Below are 24292 nucleotides of genomic sequence, written 5' to 3' on the forward strand. Positions count from 1 at the left end.
TTCGTCAACATATCTTCTGTGGATTATCTGGAAAACAGCTTCGGAAAATGATCCTGCCACATCTCATAATTACACAATCCCTGTTCTCTCCAGGAACACTTGCCGCAGGACTTCTCAAATACAGCTTCTGTCATATTTTTCTGTACAGTTGCAACCAGTTCCTCTATGGTATAAATCTGACCACCGGTCAGTCCGAAAGCATTCAAAAGCATGCTGTCTTTATTGGACGTCCGTGCCTCATGTTTACAGGATCTTCCTGCTACTCTCGGATCTTCGGAACGTATTTTACTCCAGTCCAGTTTTTCTCCCTCAAGATCTGTTTCTGCCAGAGATGCAGGCTGCAGATTCGGACAGTGGCTGCACACTTCATCCGGTGTAGGCAGAATCCTTAAGTTCACCTTGCCTTCATGAAGGCAGTCAATCACCTCCGACATGTGTATGCAAAACTCTTCGCTGTACCCATGTCCGGAATACATCGGCATGCAGAGCAGATGGTGCGCCCGCAGCTCTATCAGTTCTTTATCTTTCATAATATAGTTCTCCTCTCTGTTCTTCTCTTACGTTCTTGCTGCGAGATGCGCGTCATGCAATGCATGACATACTTCTCCTGCGCATCTCTGCAATCCTGCCGGAGGCTATATCAGATGTGGGATTGACTCCCACCACTGATACTAATTTGTTGCTCGCCACCTGCAGAGGTGGGAGTCATTTCACATCTGATGTACTTTCTTCGTATCTTTTCAGGACCCACTGTCCGTTTTTATGAATCAATATCAGACAATCTCATTCAGATATACACGGCTAAGCAGGCAGATCTCTCCCTGTGGTATCTTCTCATTTTGCTCCACACCATACAGTGCTGCTGCCAGCTCTGAGATGGTTACTTCCGGTATCTCCCAGTCTGACTGGCGCTGTTCTTCCTTCTCACTTATGCTGATCAATTCTGACTGCTCTCTTCCCAGTTCAAAGCGGAATACTCCACAGTTCTCCTGTATTACAGGATCTTTAACCTTAAGTAGAAACTGCACCGGATTCTTCGCCCGCACCCTGTTGACAAAGGTCTTCAGATTCACGATCCGCACCATGGTCATCGGACGGCTTGACAATTCCCTTACCGTAATCCCCTCGATACCGCTTCCCGGTAAAAATCCGCAGATCCGTACCGGAAGCTGATTTCTTTCTCCAAACCAACGGGTCAGTGCTTCCATTGCCCTGCGGTTGGCTGCTGCCTGACGTCTGCTTTCTTCCCCAAAAACGTAACTTTTGCTACTCTGATGTTCATCCGTTACTGCAATCTCCCAGCTTTCCGCACTGCCTTCATATCCAGTGAAGCAATACCCCCGAAGCTGTTCTTTCTCATAGAATAACAGAATCTGACCGTTCATAGATTCCTGTTCCTTCCAGATGCGTTTGTAGTAGTCTTCTGTCCTCACAGTAACTACATCACTGTGCTTCTGCAAAAAGGCATCTGACCATTCTGCCAGTTCCTGTAACTGATCCCGGCGGCAAGGCACACAGTGCCATGATCCGTCTGGCTGCACGTCCATCTCCGCACCGTAAGTAAACATGCTCTGATGATATACTGTCACAAAATCAAAGGGCAGATAGATCGACTCTGATGCCGGCATCAGAAACGTAAATGGGATCTCTTTCTGATACATGTGGTTCATGGCTTCCGTCAGAAGTCTTCTCATACGCCCCTGATGGCGGTACTCTTCTCCGGTAGCAACAGCTACAATATAATAGCTGTCTGCCTTCTGATCTCCCATGTGAACCCTGTATGGATTCAACTGCAACATGGATACGATTTTCCCCTGTTCCTGTTCTGCAAAAATCAGGTTATGATCTGCCACATAGCATTCATAATAATCCAGGAACTGCTCTGTATCTTCATCAAATACTTCTTCCCACAGTTTCCTTGCCTTTTTCCATTCTGTCTTTCCCAGTACAGCCATGCCTGCTTACCTGCTCTGGCAGCCGCCACAGCCGCCACATCCACCTGGCTGTCCTATATAATCAAAACTGCTGATATCCATCACAGGTGTCAGCATACAGATAGCCTGAGAGGAAATCCCCTCTCCGCTTCCGGTAAATCCCAGACCTTCTTCTGTGGTTGCCTTAATATTCACCTGATTTTCTTCCAGTCCCAGAGCCTCTGCCACATTCTTCACCATCTGTGGTATATGAGGAAGCATCTTCGGCCGCTGGGCAATAATAGTCGCATCAATATTTTCAATCACATAATTATGTTCTTCCAGAAGTTCTCCCACATGCTCCAGAAGCTTCATGCTGGAAGCCCCTTCATAAGCCGGATCTGTATCCGGAAAATGTTTACCAATATCTCCAAGTGCCGCTGCCCCAAGAAGTGCATCCATAATGGCATGCAGTAATACATCTGCGTCCGAGTGTCCCAGAAGTCCTTTCTCATAAGGAATCTCCACTCCCCCAAGAATCAGCTTTCTGTCTTCCACCAGACGATGCACATCATATCCCATTCCAACTCTCATTGCCTGACTCCTTTCACGTTCTCTGTACAGTTCCCTCTTACATTGGATTCTGAACAGTATGATTTCTTCTTTTCCTGTTCCATAGTATACACTAAAAAAAGAATAAAAAAAAGCACTGTGAGAATTTTCTCACAGTGCCCCACAGCTTTTGCTTATTCAGCTGCTTCTGTTGTCTCTGCTTCGGAAACTGCTTCTGTAGCTGCTGCTTCTGTAGCTGCTGCTTCTGTTGTTGTCTCTTCGCTTGCTGCTTCTGTTGTTGTCTCTTCGCTTGCTGCTTCTGTAGCTGCTTCTGTTGACTCAGTTACTGCTGTAGTAGCTGCCTCTGTCTCCTTTGTCTTGCTTCCACATCCAACCATAACAACACCTGCTAATGCAACGACTGCTGTTAATGCTAATAATTTCTTTTTCATGATAACTTCCTCCTCTTATTGGTGTTCTTTTTAACACTGTAGTTATTCTAGCACTTTTTTCAGAAAATTCAATACTTACTTCCATAATAATTTGTGAATTTTTTATGAAGACTGGTACAGTTAATTTTTGTATGCTGTACTGGTATTACCGTTTTACCCATACGTAATAACCAGTAATTGACATTTTACGCATTTTGATTCATACTAATATGGTAGGTTTCAAGAATGCCTCGGCATTCTTGCTGCGAGATGCGCGTCATGCAAAGCATGACATATTTCTTTTGCGCATCTCTGCAATCCTGCCGGAGGCTATATCAGATGGGGGATTGACTCCCACCACTGATACTAATTTGCTCCTCGCTACCTAAAGGACGCCACTGAAAAACTGTTTTTACATACAATATATAGTAGCGCAAAACATATAAATATACTTTATCTTGTGCTACTTTGCGCAAAATAAGGACTTTTTCAGTGGCGTCCCTAAAGAGGTGGGAGTCATCTCACATCTGATATAAATATTCAGTACCTTCACAGATAAGCAGGAAGAATATAGGAATGCTTACAGCATTCTAAGATGCAAAAAGGAGACTTTATTATGGAAAAAATTGCTAGTTTTACTGTGAACCACCTTACTTTAAAACCAGGTGTTTACGTATCCAGAAAAGACCATGTAGGATCTGAAACAGTTACTACTTTTGATCTTCGTATGACCACACCAAATCTGGAGCCGGTTATGAATACTGCTGAAATTCACGCCATTGAACATCTCGGTGCCACATTCATGCGTAACCATCCTGTATACAAAGATAAAACGGTGTATTTCGGACCTATGGGATGTCGTACCGGATTCTATCTGATCCTGGCGGGTGATTATGAATCTAAGGATATTGTAGATCTCATGGTAGAGATGTTCCGGTTCATCCGCGACTACGAAGGTGACATTCCTGGTGCTTCTGCAAGAGACTGCGGCAACTACCTTGACCTGAACCTTCCGATGGCCCAGTACTGTGCAAAACATTATCTGCAGGTTCTGGAGAACATTACAGAGGATCGTCTGGTTTATCACGAATAAATAACCTGATTTTACATTTATCCACAAAGAAAAACCCCGTACTCACATTTTGTGAAATACGGGATTTTTCTATTCTTTTATTTTTCTCCAATCCGAATCAGCACTTTGATATTTTCCGGTCCGTGCTGGATCAGATATTCAAAACCATCATCCACCAATGTATCCAGTGTCACTTCTCTGGTAATCAGTTCATCGGCATTGATCTTGCCCTCTTTCATATACTCCAGTGCTGTGGCAATCTCATTCACATGTGCCTGGCTTGTATACAGTACACGTTCTGCTTCCTGCAGTGTGTTCATATCAATCACTGGTTTCTTTCCAAATACGCCCATAATCATCAGCTTTGCTCCAGGTTTACTGATGCGGATCGCCTGATCCAGTGTCTGTTCTGCTCCGATGCATTCGTATACCACATCGGCAAGCCTGCCATCACTCCACTGCTGTACGAAGCTTTCCAGATCTGTTTTGGATGCATCCACGTAGGTACCGCCGTATTTTTCGATCAGCTCTTTTCGGTAGTCTCCGATACCGGATACCAGAATACGTCCTGCCCCTGCATACTTGGCACCCAAAAAGGCTGACAACCCGATGATGCCAGGTCCGATCACTACCACATCTTTTCCTTTGATATCTCCCAGAAGATTGGTGGCATGAATACCGCATGCCAGCGGTTCTGCAACAGCCGCATGACGCTGGCTGACACCTTCCGGAATAGCAAACAGTTTTGCAGCTTCTACTACCACATAATCTGCAAATGCGCCATCATCCCCTACACCTAAAAAGCCAAGCTTCTGGCAGATATTATATCTTCCACTTCTGCAGGCTTCACAAACACCACAGGTCAGACTGCCGTTTGCCGTTACTTTGTCTCCTACATTCCATCCTTCCACGCCTTCTCCCAGTTCTACAATCTCTCCTGAGAATTCATGTCCTATCGTCAGCGGTGCTACCCGTCCGGTAAGTCGATGTGGTTTCTTTACCGGTATAAAGTTCGGTCCCTCATATTCATGCCGGTCTGTCCCGCAGATTCCCGCCCAGTCTACTTTAATCTTCACCTGTCCAGGTTTCGGTGACGGTTCTTTTACTTCTTCAATTCTGATATCTTTATATCCATGCCATACTGCTGCTTTCATCATCGCTGTCCTTTCTGTCCTACTGTCCCAGATATGCTTCCATCAAGGTACTGTCTGCCAGTAATTCCTTACCGGTTCCTTCTGTTACAATATTTCCTACGTTCATCAAATAGGCTCTGTCACAAAGCTTTAGCGCCTTTCTTGCATTCTGTTCAATCAGAAGAATGGTCGTTCCTTCTTCATTAACTTCTTTCAAAATGTCCATGATCTGATTTACAATAATCGGCGCCAGTCCCAGTCCCGGCTCATCCAGCATCAGAAGCCTTGGTTTTGCCATCAGTCCGCGGGCAATTGCCAGCATCTGCTGTTCTCCTCCTGAAAGCAGTCCTCCATACTGGTTCTCACGTTCTTTCAGACGCGGAAACATGGCGTAGACCCGTTCAAAATCCTTGCGAATTCCATCTTTATCATTTCTCAGGCAGCATCCTACTTTCAGATTATCTTTTACAGACAATTTATAGAAAATCTGTCTTCCCTCCGGGACAATGACCATACCGTTTTCCACTACCTGATACGGCTTGGACGGCAATGGTTTTCCATCAAAGGTAATGGAACCATTCAGGAACTTTTTCTCGCCGGAAAGACACTTCAGCAAAGTGGATTTTCCAGCTCCGTTTGCGCCAAGAACTGCTACTATCTCCCCTTCCTCTACTTCCAGGGAAATATCATGCAAGGCATGAATTCCGCCGTATGCGGCAGACAGATGTTCTACTCTCAATAATTCCTGTGCCATTATTCGTCTCCTCCCAGATATGCAGCGATAACTTCCGGATTCTTCTTAATCTCCTCTACAGTTCCCGCTGCCAGTGTTTTACCAAAATTCAACACGGTACATGCATCGCACAGGCTGGTAACTACATCCATGTGATGCTCTATCATGAGAATCGTAATCTGAAATCTTTCTTTTAATTCCCGGATAAATTCTACCAGCTCCAGTGACTCATCTGCATTCATTCCGGCTGCCGGCTCATCCAGAAGCAGAAGCTTCGGATTCGTTGCCATGGCTCTGGCAATCTCCAGCTTTCTCTGATGACCATACGGAAGACTGCTTGCCCTCTCTTCTCCCTTGTCTGCCAGTCCTACAATCTTCAGGAATTCCATGGCACGCTCTTCAGTCTCTTTGGTAACACGACGATAGCGAGGAGTGCGAAGCAATGCATCTCCCAGATGGTATCCTGCATTCATGTTGCAGGATATCTCTACGTTACTCTTTACTGACAGATTCCCGAACAGACGGATATTCTGAAAAGTTCTGGCAATTCCCAGTCTTGCCGCCTGATGCGGCTCTACTTTGGTAATGTCCTTACCCTGAAACAGTATTTTTCCGGCATCCACATGGTAGATACCTGTTATCGTATTAAAAATCGTGGTTTTTCCCGCTCCGTTTGGTCCGATCAGTCCGTACACCATCCCCGGCTCCACTTTCAGACTGAATTCATCGATTGCGCGTACTCCGCCGAACCGTTTTTCCACACCACGCATTTCAAGTATTGGTTCGCTCATTATTTCTGCTCCTTTGCTGTTTTACTTTTTCCAGGGTTCGTGATTCTAGCAATCAGACGTTTCAGACTGAACTCCCGGTATCCGTATAATCCGTCCGGACGTAAGAGTATCATGAGTACTACTGCGATTCCGTAAAACAGCATACGGTATTCTGACATGCTTCGGAAGATCTCCGGCAGAATCTGTACAATGATCGTTCCCAGCACACTTCCGGTCAGACTTCCAAGTCCTCCAAGGACCGTGGTAATCACCAGTTCACTGCTCTTTCCCAGATTAAACAGTGTCGGTGTAATGAAACGGAGGTAATGCGCATACAGTCCGCCTGCCCATCCTGCATAGATGGCACTGAATACAAAAGACATTTTCTTATAACGTACTACATTGATACCGTTTGCTGCTGCTGCCAGCTCATTTTCACGAATGGCAGATAATGCCTGTCCGTATCTGGAATGTATAAAGTTCCAGGCAATGATGAATGCCAGCACCGTGCAGATTACCGCTACGATACCTGTGGTTTTATAAGGAATATTAGAGTAGCCGTTGGCTCCTCCGGTAATATTTTTCGTATAGTTAAACAAGACTCTGACACACTCTCCAAATCCCAGACAGCTGATCAGGAAATAATCGCCTCTTAAACGGATGGTCAGACTTCCCAGTACATAAGATACTGCTCCCGCTGCCGCTGCCCCGATCAGAATGGATACCACAAACGGCATATGATATTCTACACTGCAGATCGCAGCTGCATAGGCGCCGATGGACATAAATCCGGCATTTCCAAAAGAAAACAGCCGGGTAAATCCAGTCAGTACGGACATTCCCAGAACCGCAATCATATTCACACAGCAAATTATCAAAACACCTTCCTGAAATGAATTTAACATGTTCTTCTCCTCCTATGCTTTTTCCTGTACGTCTACACCGAATAATCCACTTGGACGAACCAGCAGAATCAGAATCAGCAGACAGAATGAAATCAGGTCACGAAGACCGGAACTGATATATCCGGATACGACGGTCTCAATCAGTCCCAGAAGTACGGCTCCTGCAATGGCTCCTGGAACACTTCCCAGACCTCCGATGACAGATGCGATAAATGCCTTCAGTCCCACATTTCCCATAGTCGGATAAATATTATATTTCATACCATACATAATACCTGCAAGACCTGCCAGTGCTCCTGCCAGCATGAATACCACTGCAATGACACGATCGATCTTTACGCCCAAAAGCCCGGCTGTCCGGCTGCTGCAGGCTACTGCTCTTACGTGCAGGCCAAACTTGCTCTTATTTATAATAAGAAGTAATATCACAAGTGCCACTGCCGACAATCCCAGACAAAGCATGTCTGTAGTTCCAATATAGATCCCGTCAAAATTGATGGTTCCTACAGAAAAGATCTTCGGAAGCTGTTTGAACTTAGATCCCCAGATGACATTTGCCAGGTTCTGATAAGTAGTGGATAATCCCATTGCTGCAATCATCAGGAACATATTTGGTGAACCGTTGTTTCGGATCTTGCGGTAGGCAATCTTCTCATTGAGAAAACTGATCACTGCTGCACCACCGATTCCAAGCACGCAGGACAGCCAGTACGGCATATTATTCACTGTGGTTGCCATAAAACATACATAGGCTCCCAGCATACAGACTTCTCCATGTGCCCAGTTGGAAAAATCCAGTAAACTGTAAACAAGCGCATATCCAGATGCAATCAATGCATACACACTTCCGATGGAAATTCCGGTAATGATCTGCTGAATCAATATCTTCATTTTTTCGTCTCCTCATCTGTTTCTTGTTTTATTAATAAAAAGCAGACCCAAGACCGGAAACGGATACTTTTACCTGTTACAGTCCTGGTATCCCACCCCCGGTCTCGCTGCTTTTCTTATTTTATTCTTGTTTATTTACTTTCCGGATCATAAATTCCCACATACTGTACTTCGTTGTCTTTGACTTCGAAGATTGCTGCATCTCTGCTTGGATTGTGGGTTTCCGGATCAACACTCATGTGTCCCAGAAGTCCGTCAAAGCTGTCGGTTGCCTCTAACTGATCACGGATAGCCTTTGGATCATCACTTCCGGCTGCTTCGATAGCCTGTTTGATCCACTGTACGCCATCATTTCCATAGAGGCATTCGCTTTCCAGTGCTACGTTGTATTCTTTCTGATAAACTTCTCCATACGCTGCTGCATCCGGAAGATTGAAACCAGGTCTGGATACGTAATAGCATCCTTCCAGTGCACCATTGGACAGATCAATCAGTTCTGTAGTATCCCAGCCGTCTGCTCCGAAGAATACGCTTGTGATACCCAGTTCTCTTGCCTGCTGAGCAATCAGGCAGACATTTTCATAGTTCCATGGAATGAAAACTACATCCGGCTGTGCTGCTGCGATCTTGGTAAGCTGTGCACGGAAATCGTTGTCTCCATTCTGTGCTTCTTCGGATGCTACCAGTTCGCCTCCCAGATCGGTAAAGGTCTGCACCATGTAGTCACCCACGCTGGTGCTGTAGCTGTCTGTGATATCTTCGATGACTGCACAGGTCTTCAGTCCCAGTTCATCGTAAGCATAAGTTCCTGCCAGATATCCCATATAGGAATCAATAAAGCATAAACGGAAAGAATACGGATGCAGATTACCGTCTGAATCTACCGTTACCTGGTCATTGGATGCTGCTGTGGCGATTACCGGAACTTCCAGTTCGTCTGCAACGGCTGCAATGGCAATGTTGCAGCTGGAGAAGTTGGTTCCCACTACTGCACATACGCCTTCTTCTTCCACCAGCTTTTTATAAGCTGTAACAGAATCATCCGGAGCGCCTTTTCCATCCAGACCAATGATCTGAACTTCTCTGCCAAGGATGCCGCCTTCTTCATTGATCTGCTTTGCAGTCAGCTCCATGCCGTTTAATCCTGCCTGTCCCCAGAGAGCAGTGTCTCCGGAAAGGGCTCCTACATATCCGATCTTAATCGGATTCTCTGTATCCAGATCCTGAGCAAATGCTCCGCAGCCTAAGGCAAGTGTCAATGCGGCTGCCGCTGTAACGGTAAGTACTCTCTTTTTCATAATTTTTCTCCTCTTGTCATTCTTTTTCTTGTCATTCTTTTTCCATGTTTTCATGGGGAGTCATTTCACATCTGATTTATTTTACTGCTTCGAAAGCTGCATCCAGTGCTGCAATCAGGTCTTCCACTTTTTCAATACCGATGGAAAGACGGATGGTGTTTGGCTTGATACCCTGATCTAACAGTTCTTCTTCGGTACACTGGCTGTGTGTGGTAGTTGCCGGATGGATTACCAGAGATTTTACATCGGCAACATTTGCCAGCAGTGAGAAGATGGACAGATGATCTATAAAGTTCTGTGCTGTCTTTTCATCACCTTTAATCTCAAATGTGAAGATAGATCCACCACCGTTTGGAAGGTATTTTTTGTAAAGCTCATGGCTCGGTTCGCTTGGCAGTGATGGATGATGTACTGCTTCTACCTGTGGATGATTGTTCAGATATTCTACGATCTTCAGTGCATTGCTTACATGTCTCTCTACTCTCAGTGAAAGTGTTTCCAATCCCTGCAGGAAGATAAATGCATGGAATGGGGAAAGTGTTGCTCCTGTATCACGAAGGAGTACGGCACGGATGTATGTTACAAATGCTGCTGGTCCTGCTGCTTCGCTGAAGGATACTCCGTGATAGCTTGGGTTTGGATCTGAGATCCATGGATATTTTCCGGATGCCTTCCAGTCAAAGCTTCCTCCGTCGATGATCACACCACCGATGGCTGTTCCGTGACCGCCGATGAACTTGGTTGCAGAATGTACCACGATATCTGCGCCATATTCCAGTGGGCGGATCAGGAACGGTGTTGCAAAGGTAGAGTCCACTACCAGTGGAATGTTATGTGCATGTGCTATTTTTGCAACTGCTTCGATATCAATCAGATTAGAATTCGGATTGCCCAGTGTCTCGATGAAGATTGCTTTTGTATTTTCCTGAATAGCTGCTTCAAAGGAACCTTCTACTTCTGGATCAACAAATGTGGTTGTGATGCCGGATGTCAGCGGAAGTGTATGTGCCAGCAAGTTGGAGGTTCCACCATAGATGGTCTTTGCTGCTACGATATGTTCACCTGATTTTGCCAGTGCCTGGAATGTATAAGAGATAGCTGCTGCTCCGGATGCTACTGCCAGTGCTGCGCTTCCGCCTTCCAGTGCTGCGATACGTTCTTCAAATACGCTCTCTGTCGGGTTGGTCAGTCTTCCGTAGATATTACCTGCATCTCTGAGACCAAATCTGTCTGCTGCATGCTGTGAATTATGGAATACATAAGAAGTTGTTGCATAGATTGGAACTGCTCTTGCATCGGTTACCGGATCAGCCTGCTCCTGTCCGATGTGCAGCTGTTTTGTTTCAAATCCCCAGTTTTTAGAATCGTTAATATTTGCCATGATTGTTTTCCTCCGTGTTCTCTATGTTATATTTCAATGTGTTTTTCGTTTTTTGATGTAATCATAGTAACACAGTAGGTTAATGCTGTCTAATATATGGAAAAAATATCCTGCCATAGATTCAATCTATAGCAGGATGCTTAGTGTCAATGTTTGACCGGTCTGTTTCCGTTTTGTGCAAAAATGATATTCTAACAAAGAAAAAGCCTGGACAAACTGTCCAGGCTACGTAGTAGCGGAAGGGAGATTTGAACTCTCGACACCACGGGTATGAACCGTGTGCTCTAGCCAACTGAGCTATTCCGCCATATTCTGTTCTGTGATCAATTCCGAAAAATAAGTGGGGCCTACAGGGCTCGAACCTGTGACCCTCTGCTTGTAAGGCAGATGCTCTCCCAGCTGAGCTAAGACCCCACGTTGTTCGGTTCTCTCGAACACTTCATTAGTATACAATGACTTACGTCATTCGTCAAGCACTTTTTTTATTTTTTCAAAAAATGTGGCACCTGAGAAAACAGGTGCCATATTTTATTGCTTTTTACAGCAGATGTGCACGGATTTCTTCTCCGCTCATTGCGGACAGATATGCCGGTGCAATATCGAATACGGTCTTGCATCCGGATACACCTTCATCTGCCAGTCTCTTGGCAGCTCTTGCATAAGCTACCAGAATGCTGGATGTGAATTCCGGATTGGAATCCAGCTTCAGTCTGTATTCAATGATATGTTTGTTGGTTCCGTCTCCGGTTGCACCACTGCGGATAACAAATCCGCCATGTGGAATTCCTTTATGGTTCTTGTCCAGTTCTTCCTGTGAAATGAAATGAACCGTTGTATCATAATCTGCAAAATAGTTCGGCATGGTCACAATATCATGTTCGATCTGCTTCAGATCTGCACCTTCTTTTGCTACTACGTAGCATTCTCTGGTATGTTTCTGTCTGGTGGTCAGTTCCGGATTCTCACCGTTGCGAACGGCTTCTACTGCTGCTTCTACCGGTACGGTGTACTGTCTTGCATCCTGTACACCTTCTACACGTCTGATAGCATCAGAATGTCCCTGGCTGACTCCGCGTCCCCAGAAGGTATAATCCTTTCCTTCCGGAAGAATCGCATTGCCATAGAGACGATTCAGAGAAAACATTCCCGGATCCCAGCCCACAGAGATGATTCCTACATGTCCGCTTTCTTTTGCAGCTGCATCTACATTGGCAAAATGCTCCGGAATTCTTGCATGAGTATCAAAACTGTCTACTACGTTAAACATCTTTGCAATCTCCGGGGTCTGCTTTGGCAGGTCTGTAGCACTTCCGCCGCATACGATGCAGACATCAATGTCATCTTTATGTGCTGCCAGTTCACTGACCGGATATACTTTTCCACCTTCTGTGGTGATCTTCACTGTTGCAGGATCACGTCTGGTGAATACACCAGCCATTTCACAGTCCGGGTTCTGCTTGATCGCAGCTTCCACGCCACGTCCGATATTTCCATAGCCGATAATACCAATTCTTACTTTGCTCATATCCTTAAATCTCCTTTTTATCAATTTAAAAAGCCGAAAAGTGTCCAGTTTTTCGGCTTTTCCGTCCTCTTTACGGAGTTTATCATATCACAATCACATGCAGCATGCAAATTAAGAAAATGTGTGGTTCTTATTCATTTTTTTAATTAGTTTTTTCTAATAAGCCCGGTCCTTCATCAATGTTTCCAGATCCATGGTGGTATCAAAATATGTCTCATCCACATACTGGATCTTCTCTACCTCTTCTCCATTTTCCAGCCGTCTGATGGTCTCTGCCAGTAACGGACCCTGAAGCGGATTGCACTCAAAATCGGCATTAATCTCACCTGCCATCATAGCTTCCAGTGCCGCTCGGACTGCATCAAACGAAATCATAATCATGTCCCCATCCGGTCCGCAGGATCTTCCCGCTGCCTGTATGGCATCCACAGCGCCAAAAGTCATATTATCATTCTCACTGATCACCACATCGATATCATCATACTTTTCCAACAGTGTCTCCATGGATTCCCGCCCCTTTGCCTGTGTAAAATCCCCGCCAAGCCGTTCCAGTATCTTCCAGTTCTCATGATCCGCTGCAACTTCTGCAAATCCCTTAGTTCGTCCGATCTGTGCAGATGCGCCTTCTGTTCCCAGAAGCATAACAATATTGATATCTTCCTCATCTCTTCCCTGTTCTTCCAGATAATCTGCAAGCCAATATCCTGCATTACGGCCTTCTGCTTCAGAATCCGTTAAGATGCTGGTGACATAGAGACTGTCATCCTCCAGTTCCACATTACGGTCAATCACAATAACCGGAATTCCGGCATCTTTGGCATTCTGAAGGACATTATCCCATCCACTTACCACAATCGGATCCAGCACAATATAGTCCACTTCCTGCAAAATAAAATTGCGAACCGCCTTAATCTGATTTTCCTGCTTCTGCTGTGCATTATCAAAAATCATATAAAATCCATTTTCTGTTGTCAGTTCTTCTTTGATAGAGTTGGTCTGGGCAATTCTCCAGTCTGATTCCGCCCCCACCTGGGATACTCCTACCACGATCAGATTCTCATCAATTTCAGTTTCTGTCTGTGTCACAGAAGAGGTATAACTGGTTTCTCCCTGCCAGCTTCCAGAACTCTGACATCCACTGCAGACAAATGCCACGCCTGCCATCAGGATACCGAGCAGTACTCCTCTCTTCATCGCTTCCTCCTTGAAACACAAAAAGGAGCCTGCTATCAGGCCCCTTCTTGTATGTATCTTTATTTTTTACTTTCTTTGATCTTAGCGAAAATACTCTGCAGGATAATGAAGAAGCAAAGCAGAATCGCTGTTACGATATTTGCCCAGGAACTGATCAGTTTACCGTTCGCTTTTACCAGTGCGGAGATCGTACCATTAATCAATACTCCGAAGAGAGATCCAATGACATTTCCCACACCACCGGTCAGAAGTGTTCCACCGATAACGGCTGAAGAAATGGCATCCATTTCCAGACCGGTTGCCTGAGTAGTTGTTCCTGCCATCGTATTCAGACAGAAGCAGATACCACCGATGGAGGTCAGGAAACTGGATAACATATAGGTTTTCAGTTTTGTCTTCTTTACATCCAGACCCATCAGGGTTGCTGACTGCTGATTTCCGCCGATCGCATAAATGCTGCGGCCGAATTTAGTATACTTCAGCATCAGGTAAATTGCAACTACCACGATCAGTGCTACGATAACGGTGATTCGGATATACGGAAGTACCAGAACACCTTTTTTATTTATGGTTCCGCCAAACGGGAACTGGATCTTGAAGTTGGACAGTGCCGTAAAGATCTTGTCAGATACAATACTTACCTGTTCCTTACAGATCACTGCGGTCATACCACGGGCAAAGAACAATCCCGCCATAGTAACGATGAATGGCTGAATATCCAGATACGCAATACAGAATCCCTGTACGAATCCAAATACAATGCCGATGACCAGAATGAACAGCATCAGCACCGGGCTGCTCCAGTGCCAGCGTTCAATACCGACTGCCAGAATCATACAGTCCATGGCAATCAGTGAACCAACAGAGATATCAATACCACCGGTCAGCATAACACAAGTCATACCTGCGGTTACACAAATCAGACCGGCATTATTAATCAGAATGTTCATAAAGTTCTGTGCTTTTGTAAAACCTTTGCTTGCATAGACTCCACATCCTGCCAGATACATTACAAAAAACAGTACAATTGTAATCAGGAGCAGCAGATTGTTACTGCTGATTTTTGATTTTTTCATCTTATGCTGCCTCCTTTGCCTGTGCTCTTTTTGCTGTCAGTTTCTTCATGTAAACCTTAAACGGCTCTGCCTGAATAACTACGATCAGGATAACTACGATAGCCTTGAATACCGGTGCCTGTGCAGAGGATACGCCCAGTGCATACAGCGTTGTAGTAATTGCCTGAATGGTATAAGCTCCGATAATGGAACCTGCCAGGTTAAACTTACCACCGCCAAGACTGTTACCACCGAGGGCTACGGAAAGGATCGCATCCATTTCCATGTTCAGACCAATGTTATTGGTATCTGCGGAGTAGATACGGGATGTTGCCACCATACCTGCCAGACCTGAGCACAGACCACAGATAATATAGGTCAGAAGAATAATCTTTGCAGAGTTAAATCCGGCAATTCTGGATGCTTTTTTGTTGATACCAACACTCTGAATATAAGTTCCGAGAGCGGTAAACTTCAGTACACATGCTGCAATAGCTATACAGATTGCTGCAACAATGATTGGTGTCGGGATAATTCCTGTGTATGCACCAATTTTCTGGAAAGAAGGTACACGTACATATACGATCTGGCTGTTACAAAGAAGAAGACCTATGGCACGGCCTGCCGACCACAGGATCAACGTGGCGACCATCGGCTGAATATTCAGGTAAGCAACCAGAAGACCATTAAACAGACCACAGATCGTAGTAACTGCAAGACCGCCAAGAATACCAACCAGAAGCGGATGTGCATAACTGGAAACATTAACATTACCGTAACCTGCCAGGATCATACAGCAGACACCTGCGTACAGACTCATGACAGATCCAACGGAAATATCAGTTCCTGCTGAGGAAGATACAACCAGTGTCATACCGATTGCCAGAATGGCAATCTCACTGCCTCGGTTCAGGACATCGATCAAACGTCCGTATAAAACGCCATTCTTAATTGTAATTACGAAGAACTGCAATGGCATATTACCACATGCGATATCGTAAATTACGTTAATGAGCATGACTAAAATCATACTGAAGATCGGCAGGAACAGGCGTTTCTGTGTCAGTTTTTTCAGACTACTCATTCTTCTCACCTCCTGCGATTGCTTTCATGACACTCATCTGGTTCATGTCACATTCATCAATTTCTCCAACTTTTGCACCGTCACGAAGAACTGCCATACGGTTACAGGTACGAAGCATTTCTTCGATCTCGGAAGAAATGAAGATCAGACTCTTACCTTCATCTGCCAGCTGTCGAACCAGCTTCTGAATCTCTGTCTTCGTTCCGATATCAATACCACGGGTCGGCTCATCCAGGATCAGGAAATCCGGATTGGTTGCCAGCCAGCGGGCAAGAATAACCTTCTGCTGATTACCACCGGAGAGCTGTTTGATCAATGTCTCACGGCTTGCACATTTGATCTGAAGAAGATCTATGTATTTATCTGTGATCTCAATCTGTTTTGCCATTGGAATTCGTTTCATAATTCCGGCTTTTGCCTGAATAGCAAGAATAATATTCTCGCGAATAGAAAGATCTCCGATGATACCTTCTGCCTTACGGTCATCCGGAAGGAGTCCCATACCAAGCTTCATTGCATCGATTGGCTGTTTGATCTTTACTTCTTGTCCTTTTACCTTCAGGGTACCGGTCTGAGCACGGTCAGCACCATAGATTGCACGAGCCAGTTCACTTCGTCCGGATCCCAGAAGACCGGTAAGACCGATAACCTCACCTTTGTGGATTTCCAGATCGAATGGCTTGATGGTTCCGGCATGGCTGATGCCTTTTGCTTCAATGACCATCGGTTCTTTTCTCTTATCTCCGGTATTTTCCGGCTTAATTGCTGCCAGATCATCAAAGTCTTTACCCATCATAGCTGCTACCAGCTTCACTCTTGGCAGATCTGCGATCTCATATTCTCCAACCAGTGTACCGTTTCTCAGTACAGTAATACCATCACAGACTGCATATACCTGCTCCAGGAAGTGGGTTACAAAGATAATTGCTACTCCTTTTGCTTTCAGGTTACGCATCATGGTGAACAGCTTCTCTACTTCATTATCATCCAGGGAAGATGTCGGTTCATCCAGAATCAACACTTTACTGTCCATATCTACAGCACGGGCAATGGCAATCATCTGCTGCAATGCCAGTGAATATTCTTCAAGGTTTCTTGTTACATCTACGTCCAGGTCCAGTTCCTTCATCAGAGCCGCTGCACGTTTGTTCATCTCTTTTCGGTTTACCGTTCCGATCTTAGTCAGAGGTTCACGTCCGATATAGAGGTTTTCTGCCACAGAAAGGTTCGGACAAAGATTTACCTCCTGATATACAGTGGAAATACCCTTGTTCTGGGCATCCATGGTATCTTTATTTATAATCTGCTTTCCATCAAGGAAGATCTCACCTTTCTGGAACTTATTTACACCGGTCAGACATTTGATCAGTGTGGATTTACCGGCACCATTTTCACCCATCAGTGCACGGATTTCACCTTTTTTCAGTGTGAAATCTACATCTTCCAGAGCTTTTACTCCAGGGAATTCCATGCAGATTCCTTTCATTTTCAATACTACGCCTGCTTCCAAAGTTTCTCCTCCCTTCGCTGCCTGTGTACAGCGTACACAGTGTTGCCGGGTTATTTTTACTCCTCATATATTTAAACAATAAGAGGGAGAAATACCCTTTCGGGAATTCCTCCCTCCTGCTTATTTGGCTAATTTGTTACTGCTCACTCCGTGATCAGCAACACGCTTCGCGCGATATGTCTCATGTTTTGTGTGATCTTCGTTCACACAAAACACTTCGCGGGACATTGGTTGCGAAAATTACGCTAATTTACCTGCAAAACAAGTGGATTAGTATGCACGACCTGCCAGGATTTCGTCTGTCATTGTTGTTGCATATTCGCTTTCGATACCAGGAGCTACGAATGCAGAGTCTTCTACCAGAGTAGTCTTGTCATAGTCTTCTCCGGCTTCCATCTTCTGGATTACACCAGCAACAACTTCTGCCTGAATTGGGTTACACTCAACATCACAGTTGATCTTGCCATCCAGTGTGTACTGAAGTCCATCATGTGTAGCATCGAAAGAAATCAGAGTAACATCACCGTCAACACCGTATGTGATGCCTGCTGCATCCATTGCATCCATTGCGCCGTATGCTTCGTTATCGTTGTGGCAAACAACTACGTTAAACTGTCCTTCGTAAGATTTGATGAAGGATTCCATAACTTCCTGTCCACCATCCTGTGTGAAGTCACCAGACTGGGAATCAAGGATTGTCCATTCGTCATGTTCTGCTGCTACCTGATTAAATCCGTCTGAACGTCCGAGTGCTGCAGATGCTCCAACAGAGCCTTCGATTACAAGGATATTAGCTTCTTTTCCATCCAGGTTTTCTGCCAGCCAGTTACCAGCTGTGATACCTTCGTTTGTGGTATTGGTTCCTACCCATGCATCATACAGATCATCAGATGCTTCGATTTCACGGTCAGCGATGATAACAGGGATTCCTGCATCCTGTGCTTCCTGAAGTACGGTATCCCATCCTGCAGACTGGATTGGAGCAATTACAATGTAATCCAGTTCCTGGTTGATGAAGTTACGAACTGCTTCGATCTGAGCTGCGTTATCGTTATCGCAGTCTACGAAAGAAAGCTCATATCCGTTTGCTTCTGAGAACACATCCTGATAATTCTGTGTGTTAGCGGTACGCCAGTCAGATTCATGTCCTACCTGAGCATATCCAACTTTGATCAGATCATCTGATGCGGATGCTCCAATTGCCATAGAAGCTGCTACTGCGCTACAAGCTACAACACCGATAATTTTTTTGTTCATTTTTACCATCCTCCTAATTTTTCACGAACTATTTAGTCCTTATTGACTATAGCTGTATTCTATCTCTTTTTTCTTTTGTTGAATACGGATAGAATTTTGAAAACGGTTCGTTTTTTTTACTGCATTTTTCAGTCAAGTGAAAAAAAGTTTATTTTTTTTAGAAAATGGTTATTTTTTTATTGCCGGAATCTCTACTCTGGCTTCGGTGCCTTCTCCATAGGTACTGGAAATCCAGATTCCATACTGTGGTCCATAGTTCAATTTAATTCTCTGCACTACATTATAGAGTCCGAATCCCGACGGGTCTGTATTCCTTTCATCCAGATGGTCACTGTTCATCTCTTCCTGTACCTCTGCCAGCTTCTCCGGTGTCATGCCCAGCCCGTTATCTGTCACCAGAAAGACCAGATACCCGGAATCTATATGACCGGATACACGGATATGTCCCATGCCACGCTTATTTTTAATGCCGTGATACAGCGCATTTTCCACCAGTGGCTGCAGCGTCAGCTTCAAAATCTGGTATTCGTGCATCTCTTTCGGTATATCAATCTCGTATTCCAGGATATCCTGATAGCGGAATTGTTGAATCTGAAGGTAGCTTCGGATATGGGATTCTTCTTCCTCTACTGTGATGTAATCCCTGCCTTTGCTTAATGTAGTGCGGAAAAAATCTGACAACGCCGTTACCATCATAATTACCTGCTCTTTTTCCCCTGCCTCGGCCAGCCAGATGATAGCATCCAGCGTGTTATAGAGAAAATGCGGATTGATCTGAGCCTGAAGAAGCTTCTGTTCTGTGGTACGTAAGTTCAGCTGTTCCACCTGAATATCTTCCACCAGATTACCGATCCGTTCCACCATCTGGTTAAAACCATCTGCCAGTTCTTCCAGTTCCTCGTCCCCATCTTCCAGACTTGCACGAACCGCAAAATCACCGTGTCCGGCTTTTCTGGTCACCATACGAAGCTGGTCAATTCCTTTTGTCAGATTGTGGCTGATCTTACGGCTAAGCAGCAAGGTACTTACCAGAATAATCAAAATACAGGCAATGGTAATCTCTATTGCTGTCGTTACATCTCTTCGGATTCCTTCTCTCAGTGCCTCCAGATCACTTGCTTCATGATAGATATATTCCTGGATCTGATCCTGAATCAGTTCTGTCTGTACCCGAATATCCAGATCCAGACGTTCCAGATTCCGGTCATAGTTACCGGTGACCGTAGCATCCTGCTTAATCTCTGCCACACTGGTCTCCAGCGACTGGAGTGATTTCAGAATGCGCTGAAGATTATTTTTGGCATAAGAAGCACCAGCGTTGTCATACAGCCTTTTAAAATCTTCCTGTGCCTGAGTGATCAGCAACTGTGGCGCAGCCGTATCCACCAGTTCATCGGCACGTTCCGAATTCACTACAATAATGTACATGGTATAATCCACCTGTTCCTTCAAGTCCAGGTTATATTCGTTAGCTGTGGTAATATTCTGAACCGTCTCATCATACCGTTCTGAAAAGCGGTATAACATGATGATCAGATAGAATGCGATTACCAGAAGAGGAATCAGGCAGACGGCAACCATAACATTCAGGCGGCTGCTCAGTGAAGTTTTCTTTTTTTTCATAAGAATCTCCTGTTACTTGCGGTTACGGTATTCTTTCGGACTGCATCCTACCACTTTTTTAAAGATATAGCTGAAATAATGGGAATCCTTATATCCCACCTCATATCCAATCTCCGCCGTTCTCATATTCGAACACATGAGAAGCTCTTTGGCTTTTTCCAGGCGCACGTGAGTCAGATATTCTACAAAAGTCTGTCCCATTTCACTGCTGAAAATGGTACTGAAATAGCTTGGACTGATATTCACCTGTGCTGCCACCATATTCAGCGACATATCATCATGTCTGTAATTCTCATCAATAAACGCTTTTGCATCTTCCAGCAATTTACTGTATTTTTTCTTAGAATGCCCATCTCGCAGCATCATGGTCTCCGAAAACAGAATACCGATCTGGTGCCGCAGAGATTGGGCATTTCCTGCCTTTTCCACTATCTGATTGATATCTCTGCATTCTTCCGGCAATTCTTCTGTGCCAATTTCCAGATTTCCCAGAAAATCAGTGGCGCAGAAAAACAGATCCATTACCACATACTGTCGGTACAGGAGTGACTTGCAGTTCTGCTCCCCGATACCCTGAAACAGTTCATCCAGAAAGCTGTCTACTTCTTCCACGGTTCCGTTTTTGAAGAACTTTTCCACCAGCTCATGCTCTCTCTTTTTTGACAGCATTTTACTGACGTCGATCTTTCCATCTTCTTCATTATGTAGTGAAACCATATCAGCACTGTCTGCAATCTGATTGGCATCCAGGAAAAATCGGCTGGAAAATGCTCTTGCAGCTTCTTTATAAGAATTCTGGATGTCTCCAATCCGCTGCACAATACTTCCCAGTCCTCCGAAGTACTCTACTTTCGGATACATCGCTACCAGATTCAGAAGTTCCCTTTTCGTCTCGGCAAAGTTCTCCAGAACCTCAGCTTCTGACTCTCCCTTAATCAGAAATGCCCATCCTTCCGGACTTCGGTCAAAGCTCAGCACCTTTTTCCAGGTTCCTGACAGACTGTTCACTTTTTCCGATGCCCGGTTCAGTTCATCCGAGCATCCGGTCGCATCACCCTCCTGCATCAGTTTAAACAAAAATACCATATATGCAGATGCGGTAAAATCCATTCCAAGACGCTGTCCTTTTTCCAGCAGTTCGATGGTAGATAACCGGTTGGATGCCAATGCGCCCCACAGCTTATGTTTTTCCTGAAGGATATTCTCCTCCATCTCTTTTTCGTAACGCTCCATCAGTCGGACATTGTCCTGCTCTTTTTCTATCATATCTCCGACTTTTTTCACAGCTTCCAGAAGCTTGGCCGAACTGATCGGCTTCAGCAGATAGTCTGTGACGCCAATGCTGATGGCAGTCTTGGCATAGTCAAATTCATTATAGCCACTTAAAATAATGATCTTGATCTGTGGCAGTTCCTTCTTTACCAGTCTGCTGAGTTCAAGACCATCCATAAACGGCATACGGATATCCGTGATCAGGATATCCGGTTTTTCTCTCTTTATAAGAGGATAGGCCAGCTCCCCGTCGCTGGCCTCCCCTACAAATTCAAATCCTTCCTGCTCCCACGGAATATTGTTCTTGATTCCGTTTCGCATAACTACTTCATCTTCTACTAAAAACACTTTTAACATGTACTGTTACTTACCTCTGTCCATAATATGCGTTTGCACCATGTTTCCGATAGTAATGCTTGTCCTGAAGTTCCTGCGGTGCCGGCTGGATTCTCGGATTGATCTGCTCTGCACGTGCAGCCATCTTGGCTACTTCTTCCAGAACTACTGCGTTATGTACAGCCTCATGGCCGTCCTTGCCCCAGGTAAATGGTCCATGATTCTTGCACAGAACTGCCGGAACTGCTTCATAATCACGGTCTTTGAATACATCCACAATCAGAAGTCCTGTATTTTTCTCGTATTCATCAAATTCGTGTCCGGTCAGACATCTTGCACATGGAATCTCACCATACATATAGTCTGCATGTGTGGTTCCGTAGCATGGAATGGATCTTCCTGCCTGTGCCCAGCTGGTTGCCCACGGTGAATGGGTATGTACCACGCCGCCGATCTTCGGAAATGCCTTATACAGTTCCAGATGTGTGGCTGTATCAGAGGAAGGGTTGTATCTTCCTTCTACTTTGTTACCGTTCAGGTCCATTAGCACCATGTCGTCCGGTGTCAGTTTATCATAATCCACACCGCTTGGCTTGATGGCGAAAATACCGCTTTCACGGTCGATCTCGCTGACATTTCCCCATGTAAATGTAACCAGTCCATGTTTTGGAAGAAGCATATTTGCTTCATATACACGTTTTTTTAATTCTTCTAACATCGTTTTCTCTCCTTAGCTGTTCACCTTTAATGTCTCTACAGCGGCTTTTTCTGCTGCCAGTACCGGTACGTAAGATGCCATGAAGTCTTCGAATCCCTTCACATCTGCTGCATCCGGAGCCATTGTGGTTCCTTCCTGTCCTGCAAATACTTCTTTGCTTAAGTATTCATCCAGGGTCTGTCCTTCTGATTTATTCTTCATATAAGAAGCCAGAAGTGCAATGCCCCATGCGCCGCCTTCTCCGGCTGTCTCCATAACCGTAACCGGTGTATTCATAGCTGCTGCCATGATGCTCTGTCCTACGCCTTTGGTCTTGAACAGTCCGCCATGTCCCATGAGACGATCCAGTTCTACATTTTCCTGCTGTGTCAGGATATCCATACCCATCTTCAGTGTGGCAACGGAAGAATACAGGTGAGATCTCATAAAGTTTGCCAGATTGAAGTGTGCGTTCGGTGTACGAACAAATAATGGACGTCCTTCTTCCAGTCCGGAAATCGGTTCGCCCGAGAAGTAGTTGTAGGATACCAGACCGCCACAGTCCTTGTCACCTTCCAGTGCTTTGTTGTACAGAGTACCGTACAGATTGTTCATATCTACTTCCATACCCATGGTCTCCATGAATTCACGGAACAGGCCTACCCACGCATTCAGATCTGATGTACAGGTATTGCAGTGTACCATAGCTACCAGACTGCCATCCGGTGTGGTTACCATATCCAGTTCCGGATATGCCTTGGAAAGATCCTTTTCCAGAACTGCCATCAGGAAAATAGAAGTACCGGCAGATACGTTACCTGTTCGCTGTTTTACACTGTTGGTTGCTGCCATGCCGGTTCCTGCATCACCTTCTGCCGGGCATACCGGAATGCCGCTCTTCAGCCTGCCGGATACATCCAGCTTCTTAGCGCCTTCTTCTGTCAGGACACCTGCTTTTTCGCCTGCAACCAATACTTTTGGAAGAATGTCTCTTAATTTCCAGGAGAATTTCTTATCTGCTACCAGCGCATCAAACTTCTGTACCATGGTTTCGTCGTAATCCTTCTTGCTGCAGTCAATCGGGAACATACCGGATGCATCGCCGATACCCAGATTCTTTTCTCCGGTCAGCTGCCAGTGAATGTAGCCTGCCAGTGTGGTAAAGAATGTGATGTCTTTTACATGTTCTTCGCCATTTAAGATCGCCTGATAGAGATGTGCGATACTCCATCTCTGAGGAATATTGTAATTGAATTCTTTGAACAGCTTCTCAGAAGCTTCTGCCGTGATGGTATTTCTCCAGGTACGGAACGGAACCAGAAGCTCATTTTCCTTGTTAAATGCCATATAACCGTGCATCATAGCAGAGAATCCGATGGCACCGATGTTGTCCAGTTCTACGTCATACTGTTTCTTCACATCTGCTGCCATATCTGCGTAAGCATCCTGCAGGCCACCCCAGATATCTTCCAGTGTGTAAGTCCAGATACCGTTATCCAGACGGTTCTCCCATTCATGGCTTCCGGATGCAATCGGTGCATTGGTGGAATCTACCAGGACCGCTTTGATTCGGGTGGAACCAAATTCAATACCAAGTGCTGTTTTTGCATTTAAAATATCTTCTCTAATACCCATTTTTCCATTCTCCTTTTTAACCCAT

General features: G+C 45.1%; 22 protein-coding genes and 2 tRNA genes. 1 reads left to right on the forward strand and 23 read right to left on the reverse strand.

Going from position 1 to position 24292, the window contains the following annotated elements:
• Window positions 1-23 precede the first annotated feature (23 nt).
• From H8716_RS01890 to H8716_RS01905, 4 genes are all read right to left on the reverse strand, one after another.
• Entirely contained in the window at window positions 24-530 is a 507-nt protein-coding gene (locus tag H8716_RS01890) for a DUF1284 domain-containing protein (protein ID WP_249306784.1), read from the reverse strand.
• A 243-nt stretch (window positions 531-773) separates the two neighbouring features.
• A complete protein-coding gene (locus tag H8716_RS01895; RefSeq protein WP_249306791.1) occupies window positions 774-1955 on the reverse strand; it encodes a GNAT family N-acetyltransferase in 1182 nt (393 codons plus the stop codon).
• 6 nt (window positions 1956-1961) lie between these two features.
• Window positions 1962-2507 carry a 2-C-methyl-D-erythritol 2,4-cyclodiphosphate synthase gene (gene ispF, locus H8716_RS01900; protein ID WP_249306796.1) on the reverse strand — a complete coding sequence of 182 codons (546 nt, stop codon included), beginning with the start codon at window positions 2505-2507 and terminating at the stop codon, window positions 1962-1964.
• 152 nt (window positions 2508-2659) lie between these two features.
• Window positions 2660-2917, reverse strand: a complete 258-nt coding sequence (locus tag H8716_RS01905) for a hypothetical protein (protein ID WP_249306801.1) — start codon at window positions 2915-2917, stop codon at window positions 2660-2662.
• A 595-nt stretch (window positions 2918-3512) separates the two neighbouring features.
• Here H8716_RS01905 and H8716_RS01910 point away from each other — a divergent pair.
• Window positions 3513-3989: an S-ribosylhomocysteine lyase gene (locus H8716_RS01910; protein ID WP_249306805.1), complete on the forward strand. Its 477-nt coding sequence runs from the start codon at window positions 3513-3515 to the stop codon at window positions 3987-3989.
• 77 nt (window positions 3990-4066) lie between these two features.
• Here the strand turns inward: H8716_RS01910 and H8716_RS01915 are convergent, their stop codons facing one another.
• From H8716_RS01915 to H8716_RS02005, 19 genes are all read right to left on the reverse strand, one after another.
• A complete protein-coding gene (locus H8716_RS01915) occupies window positions 4067-5125 on the reverse strand; it encodes a 2,3-butanediol dehydrogenase (RefSeq protein WP_249306807.1) in 1059 nt (352 codons plus the stop codon).
• 16 nt (window positions 5126-5141) lie between these two features.
• The gene (locus H8716_RS01920) at window positions 5142-5855 is read right to left on the reverse strand and encodes an ABC transporter ATP-binding protein (protein WP_249306811.1); all 714 of its coding nucleotides are present in this window, start codon (window positions 5853-5855) and stop codon (window positions 5142-5144) included.
• Window positions 5855-6625 carry an ABC transporter ATP-binding protein gene (locus tag H8716_RS01925; RefSeq protein ID WP_249306818.1) on the reverse strand — a complete coding sequence of 257 codons (771 nt, stop codon included), beginning with the start codon at window positions 6623-6625 and terminating at the stop codon, window positions 5855-5857. Before H8716_RS01925 ends, H8716_RS01920 begins: the two co-directional genes overlap by 1 nt.
• Complete coding sequence (locus H8716_RS01930; RefSeq protein ID WP_249306823.1) at window positions 6625-7509, reverse strand: branched-chain amino acid ABC transporter permease; 885 nt, start codon at window positions 7507-7509, stop codon at window positions 6625-6627. Before H8716_RS01930 ends, H8716_RS01925 begins: the two co-directional genes overlap by 1 nt.
• A 12-nt stretch (window positions 7510-7521) precedes the next feature.
• Window positions 7522-8400, reverse strand: a complete 879-nt coding sequence (locus H8716_RS01935) for a branched-chain amino acid ABC transporter permease (RefSeq protein ID WP_249306829.1) — start codon at window positions 8398-8400, stop codon at window positions 7522-7524.
• Window positions 8401-8531: 131 nt separating this feature from the next.
• Window positions 8532-9698 carry an ABC transporter substrate-binding protein gene (locus H8716_RS01940; protein ID WP_249306832.1) on the reverse strand — a complete coding sequence of 389 codons (1167 nt, stop codon included), beginning with the start codon at window positions 9696-9698 and terminating at the stop codon, window positions 8532-8534.
• Window positions 9699-9774: 76 nt separating this feature from the next.
• Entirely contained in the window at window positions 9775-11079 is a 1305-nt protein-coding gene (locus tag H8716_RS01945; protein WP_249306837.1) for an O-acetylhomoserine aminocarboxypropyltransferase/cysteine synthase family protein, read from the reverse strand.
• A gap of 233 nt (window positions 11080-11312) precedes the next feature.
• Window positions 11313-11386 (reverse strand) — tRNA-Met (locus H8716_RS01950).
• A 34-nt stretch (window positions 11387-11420) separates the two neighbouring features.
• A tRNA-Val gene (locus tag H8716_RS01955) sits at window positions 11421-11493 on the reverse strand.
• Window positions 11494-11617: 124 nt separating this feature from the next.
• A complete protein-coding gene (locus tag H8716_RS01960) occupies window positions 11618-12604 on the reverse strand; it encodes a diaminopimelate dehydrogenase (RefSeq protein ID WP_249306840.1) in 987 nt (328 codons plus the stop codon).
• A gap of 156 nt (window positions 12605-12760) precedes the next feature.
• On the reverse strand, window positions 12761-13798 hold the full coding sequence (locus H8716_RS01965; protein WP_249306843.1) for an ABC transporter substrate-binding protein: 1038 nt from the start codon (window positions 13796-13798) through the stop codon (window positions 12761-12763).
• Between the two features lie 59 nt (window positions 13799-13857).
• Window positions 13858-14874, reverse strand: coding sequence for an ABC transporter permease subunit (locus H8716_RS01970; RefSeq protein WP_249306844.1), 1017 nt, complete (start codon window positions 14872-14874; stop codon window positions 13858-13860).
• A gap of 1 nt (window position 14875) precedes the next feature.
• Window positions 14876-15937, reverse strand: coding sequence for an ABC transporter permease (locus H8716_RS01975; RefSeq protein ID WP_249306850.1), 1062 nt, complete (start codon window positions 15935-15937; stop codon window positions 14876-14878).
• Entirely contained in the window at window positions 15930-17447 is a 1518-nt protein-coding gene (locus H8716_RS01980) for a sugar ABC transporter ATP-binding protein (RefSeq protein WP_249306851.1), read from the reverse strand. The genes H8716_RS01975 and H8716_RS01980 overlap by 8 nt, the downstream gene beginning before the upstream one ends.
• 270 nt (window positions 17448-17717) lie before the next feature.
• Window positions 17718-18704 carry an ABC transporter substrate-binding protein gene (locus H8716_RS01985; protein ID WP_249306852.1) on the reverse strand — a complete coding sequence of 329 codons (987 nt, stop codon included), beginning with the start codon at window positions 18702-18704 and terminating at the stop codon, window positions 17718-17720.
• A 168-nt stretch (window positions 18705-18872) separates the two neighbouring features.
• Window positions 18873-20327: a sensor histidine kinase gene (locus H8716_RS01990; protein ID WP_249306853.1), complete on the reverse strand. Its 1455-nt coding sequence runs from the start codon at window positions 20325-20327 to the stop codon at window positions 18873-18875.
• Between the two features lie 12 nt (window positions 20328-20339).
• Window positions 20340-21956 (reverse strand): response regulator, encoded by a 1617-nt coding sequence (locus H8716_RS01995; protein WP_249306854.1) that lies wholly within the window; start codon window positions 21954-21956, stop codon window positions 20340-20342.
• Window positions 21957-21966: 10 nt separating this feature from the next.
• Window positions 21967-22653 (reverse strand): L-ribulose-5-phosphate 4-epimerase, encoded by a 687-nt coding sequence (locus H8716_RS02000; protein WP_249306855.1) that lies wholly within the window; start codon window positions 22651-22653, stop codon window positions 21967-21969.
• Between the two features lie 12 nt (window positions 22654-22665).
• The gene (locus H8716_RS02005; RefSeq protein WP_249306856.1) at window positions 22666-24267 is read right to left on the reverse strand and encodes a xylulokinase; all 1602 of its coding nucleotides are present in this window, start codon (window positions 24265-24267) and stop codon (window positions 22666-22668) included.
• Window positions 24268-24292 lie beyond the last annotated feature (25 nt).

Origin of the sequence: Jingyaoa shaoxingensis, from assembly GCF_014385005.1 — a bacterium.
Lineage (GTDB): Bacteria > Bacillota > Clostridia > Lachnospirales > Lachnospiraceae > Marvinbryantia > Marvinbryantia shaoxingensis.

Coding starts and splice junctions, on each gene's coding strand:
- H8716_RS01890 (WP_249306784.1), bottom strand. CDS start 530: ATGAAAGATAAAGAACTGATAGAGCTGCGGGCGCACCATCTGCTCTGC.
- H8716_RS01895 (WP_249306791.1), bottom strand. CDS start 1,955: ATGGCTGTACTGGGAAAGACAGAATGGAAAAAGGCAAGGAAACTGTGG.
- ispF (WP_249306796.1), bottom strand. CDS start 2,507: ATGAGAGTTGGAATGGGATATGATGTGCATCGTCTGGTGGAAGACAGA.
- H8716_RS01905 (WP_249306801.1), bottom strand. CDS start 2,917: ATGAAAAAGAAATTATTAGCATTAACAGCAGTCGTTGCATTAGCAGGT.
- H8716_RS01910 (WP_249306805.1), top strand. CDS start 3,513: ATGGAAAAAATTGCTAGTTTTACTGTGAACCACCTTACTTTAAAACCA.
- H8716_RS01915 (WP_249306807.1), bottom strand. CDS start 5,125: ATGATGAAAGCAGCAGTATGGCATGGATATAAAGATATCAGAATTGAA.
- H8716_RS01920 (WP_249306811.1), bottom strand. CDS start 5,855: ATGGCACAGGAATTATTGAGAGTAGAACATCTGTCTGCCGCATACGGC.
- H8716_RS01925 (WP_249306818.1), bottom strand. CDS start 6,625: ATGAGCGAACCAATACTTGAAATGCGTGGTGTGGAAAAACGGTTCGGC.
- H8716_RS01930 (WP_249306823.1), bottom strand. CDS start 7,509: ATGTTAAATTCATTTCAGGAAGGTGTTTTGATAATTTGCTGTGTGAAT.
- H8716_RS01935 (WP_249306829.1), bottom strand. CDS start 8,400: ATGAAGATATTGATTCAGCAGATCATTACCGGAATTTCCATCGGAAGT.
- H8716_RS01940 (WP_249306832.1), bottom strand. CDS start 9,698: ATGAAAAAGAGAGTACTTACCGTTACAGCGGCAGCCGCATTGACACTT.
- H8716_RS01945 (WP_249306837.1), bottom strand. CDS start 11,079: ATGGCAAATATTAACGATTCTAAAAACTGGGGATTTGAAACAAAACAG.
- H8716_RS01960 (WP_249306840.1), bottom strand. CDS start 12,604: ATGAGCAAAGTAAGAATTGGTATTATCGGCTATGGAAATATCGGACGT.
- H8716_RS01965 (WP_249306843.1), bottom strand. CDS start 13,798: ATGAAGAGAGGAGTACTGCTCGGTATCCTGATGGCAGGCGTGGCATTT.
- H8716_RS01970 (WP_249306844.1), bottom strand. CDS start 14,874: ATGAAAAAATCAAAAATCAGCAGTAACAATCTGCTGCTCCTGATTACA.
- H8716_RS01975 (WP_249306850.1), bottom strand. CDS start 15,937: ATGAGTAGTCTGAAAAAACTGACACAGAAACGCCTGTTCCTGCCGATC.
- H8716_RS01985 (WP_249306852.1), bottom strand. CDS start 18,704: ATGAACAAAAAAATTATCGGTGTTGTAGCTTGTAGCGCAGTAGCAGCT.
- H8716_RS01990 (WP_249306853.1), bottom strand. CDS start 20,327: ATGAAAAAAAAGAAAACTTCACTGAGCAGCCGCCTGAATGTTATGGTT.
- H8716_RS01995 (WP_249306854.1), bottom strand. CDS start 21,956: ATGTTAAAAGTGTTTTTAGTAGAAGATGAAGTAGTTATGCGAAACGGA.
- H8716_RS02000 (WP_249306855.1), bottom strand. CDS start 22,653: ATGTTAGAAGAATTAAAAAAACGTGTATATGAAGCAAATATGCTTCTT.
- H8716_RS02005 (WP_249306856.1), bottom strand. CDS start 24,267: ATGGGTATTAGAGAAGATATTTTAAATGCAAAAACAGCACTTGGTATT.